This is a genomic window from Halomonas sp. (genome assembly GCF_052095695.1).
Classification (GTDB): Bacteria; Pseudomonadota; Gammaproteobacteria; order Pseudomonadales; family Halomonadaceae; genus Vreelandella.
Map to the genome: position 1 here is coordinate 1 of NZ_JBQDLQ010000169.1, position 3,061 is coordinate 3,061.

Sequence of the window (3,061 nt, forward strand, 5' to 3'; positions counted from 1 at the left end):
GAATCAGGGGGTCGGAGGTTCGAATCCTCCCGGGCGCGCCAGATTCTAAACCCGCTCTCTCTTGAGAGCGGGTTTTCTGTTTCAAGCCTGTTTGTAGCCTGGCCGGATATGGCTCGCGCCCCGGTCTTGCGATCGTGTGTAGCGCCCACCGCTTTTGCGGCTGGGCGCTTTTTTTGGTTGTTAGTTTTGTTTAAGCGTCGGCCACAAGGTTGTCGAGCAGATGGTCTAAGTCGGTGAGACGCTTCACGCGTTGAAAGTTCTGGTTAGCTTCGTCGCTGCCTTGACGCATTTGGGCAAGCCACTGCTTCACTAAAGAGACGACGACGCGGTCCGGCAGGTGCTGGCGCTGCAGGGCGGCATACTCTTGAAGTACGCTTGCGCGCATCGCCCAGCTGCTTTCAGGCAGTCGCTCACCGGTTGCCTGCCAATGGCGAATGCGCGGTGCCAGCCAGGGGTCTGCCAGCGCGCTGCGTCCTAGCATGACATCATCACATCCCGAGAGCGTGCGCGCTTTCCAGTAATCTTCAAGCGTCCAGATATCGCCGTTGGCGACCACCGGAATGCTGACATGCCGACGAATCTTGCCTATCCACTCCCAGTGTGCCGGTGGGCGGTAGCCTTCGTCACGGGTGCGTGCATGCACCACCAAGTGTGCCGCACCGCCAGCTTCAGTCGCTTGCGCGCAGGCCACCGCTAAGCGCCGGTCAGAAAAGCCCAGGCGAATCTTGGCGGTCACCGGGATCTCTCCGTCCAGCGCGTCAGCAACGGCTTTAACCGCTTGGTAGACACGTTCCGGTTGGCGTAGCAGTGCAGCGCCACCGTCGTGTCGATTGACCAGTTTGGCGGGGCAGCCAAAATTAAGGTCAACGCTCATTGCGCCTAAATGGAGCGCTTGGCGCGCGTTGGCTGCCAGAGCGCTAGGGTCAGAGCCAAGCAGCTGTAGATGTACCGGAATACCGCTTGGTGTTGCCACTGGCGGCTGAGCAAGCTCCGGGCAGTGCTTGTAAAACACCCGCGGCGGCAAGCATGCATCAACCACGCGCACGAACTCTGTTACGGTCCAATCGAACCCCGCTTGGCGGGTTAAGAGATCGCGGGTGAGCGCATCAATTACCCCTTCCATGGGGGCTAGGCCAATTCTGCCGTTATGTAGTAAATTAACAACCATGACTTCCACTATCGCGCCATTGCATTCTATTCTGAGTGTGGCAGGTTAGTGTATTCCCCTTACTGCGCCAAGCGCCTTTCATTGCATTGGCGTAATCCTATGCCAATGAGCAGTACTTATAAATGAAGGAGAGCGTCTTATGCAGGATCAAGAGCTATTGCAGGACGGGCTGGCATTGATGGCGCTCGGGATGGGGGTGGTGTTTGTTTTTCTTGCTATTTTAGTTGTCAGCGTCACGCTGATGTCAAAGCTGATTGGCCGCTTTCAACCGGTACCTGTCGCTGCTGATACGGGGAGAAAGTCACGAAGTTCTTCTGAATCTTCCTCGCCGGATGACGAGGTCGTGGCCATCATTAGTGCTGCAGTGCACCGTTATCGCTCCACGCGACGTAGTTAACTTTCGAGTTTTTTCGTTAAAGCTACTTTTTGGCTATTTTTTGTTAATTTTACAACAAACTTGCCGTTCTCTACTGTGAGCTAAGACTATGAACGAAGTAAAACGCCCTTTAGGCATTACCGATGTCGTGCTGCGCGATGCCCATCAATCGCTGTTTGCAACACGCATGCGTTTGGACGATATGCTGCCGATCGCTGAAAAGCTTGATCAGGTTGGCTACTGGTCGTTGGAAACATGGGGGGGGGCCACCTATGACGCCTGCATTCGTTACCTCGGCGAAGACCCGTGGGAGCGTATCCGCGCCTTAAAAGAAGCCATGCCGAATACGCCCCAGGCGATGCTCCTGCGAGGCCAGAACTTGCTAGGTTACCGCCACTATGCGGACGACGTGGTGGACAAGTTTGTGGAGCGGGCAAAAACCAACGGTGTGGATGTTTTTCGTGTGTTTGATGCGATGAATGACCCGCGCAACCTTGAACGTGCCATTCAGGCGGTGCGCAATGTAGAAGGTCATGCTCAGGGCACCATTTCTTATACCGTGAGCCCGGTACATACCCTGGATAGCTGGGTCGATCTCGCCAAAACCATTGCCGGTTTGGGTGCAGATTCATTGGCTATCAAGGATATGGCGGGGCTGCTGACTCCCTACAAGGCGTTTGATCTTGTCACGAGGCTCAAGAAAGAACTGTCGATCCCGATACACCTGCATTGCCATGCCACGACCGGCCTTTCGACCTCGACTATTTTAAAGGCGGTAGAGGCGGGTATTGATAACGTTGATACGTCTATTTCTTCGATGTCGATGACTTACGGCCATAGCCCTACCGAGTCGGTGGTCGCAATGCTAAAAGACACCGACCGCGATACCGGTTTAGAGCTTGAACTGCTGGAAGATATTGCCGGTTATTTCCGCGAAGTGCGTAAAAAATATGCCGCCTTTGAGGGCTCTCTGCGGGGGATCGACTCGCGCATTCTGATTGCCCAGGTGCCGGGCGGCATGCTGACCAATATGGAAGGTCAGCTTAAAGAGCAAGGCGCTGGAGACAAGCTCGACGACGTGCTGAGCGAGATTCCACGTGTGCGTGAAGACCTGGGGTTTATTCCTTTGGTTACGCCAACCTCACAAATTGTTGGTACCCAGGCCGTCATGAACGTGATGATGGGCGAGCGTTATAAGTCAATCTCCAAAGAGGTCCAGGCGCTGCTCAAAGGTGAGTATGGTGCTGCACCAGCACCTTTTAATACCGAGCTGCAAAAGCGCGTATTAGAAGGCGGCGAGCCGATTACCTGCCGACCAGCGGACAATCTTGCGCCTGAAATGGATAGGTTGGCCGCCGAACTTAAAGACAAGGCCAGCACTGAGGGCATCCGCTTGGCGGAGGGGCAGCGCGAAGTCGATGACGTGCTGACCTATGCCTTGTTCCCGCAAATTGGTTTGAAATTCCTCAAGAATCGCGACAATCCAGAGGCTTTTGAGCCCGTTCCTCAGGCAGTCA

3 protein-coding genes are annotated in these 3,061 nt (G+C 55.0%); 2 read left to right on the plus strand and 1 reads right to left on the minus strand.

Translation table 11 applies throughout. The features are described from left to right. Positions 1–190: 190 nt before the first annotated feature. Entirely contained in the window at positions 191–1,168 is a 978-nt protein-coding gene (locus ACTH5D_RS17725) for a tRNA dihydrouridine synthase (RefSeq protein WP_441673534.1), read from the minus strand. Between the two features lie 139 nt (positions 1,169–1,307). Here ACTH5D_RS17725 and ACTH5D_RS17730 point away from each other — a divergent pair, with 139 nt between their 5' ends. Together ACTH5D_RS17730 and oadA are read left to right on the plus strand one after the other, a co-directional pair. Then, the gene (locus ACTH5D_RS17730) at positions 1,308–1,565 is read left to right on the plus strand and encodes an oxaloacetate decarboxylase subunit gamma (protein ID WP_441673536.1); all 258 of its coding nucleotides are present in this window, start codon (positions 1,308–1,310) and stop codon (positions 1,563–1,565) included. An 88-nt stretch (positions 1,566–1,653) separates the two neighbouring features. Then, positions 1,654–3,061 (plus strand): sodium-extruding oxaloacetate decarboxylase subunit alpha (gene oadA, locus ACTH5D_RS17735; protein ID WP_441673538.1); only part of this gene is annotated, 1,408 nt, incomplete at its 3' end.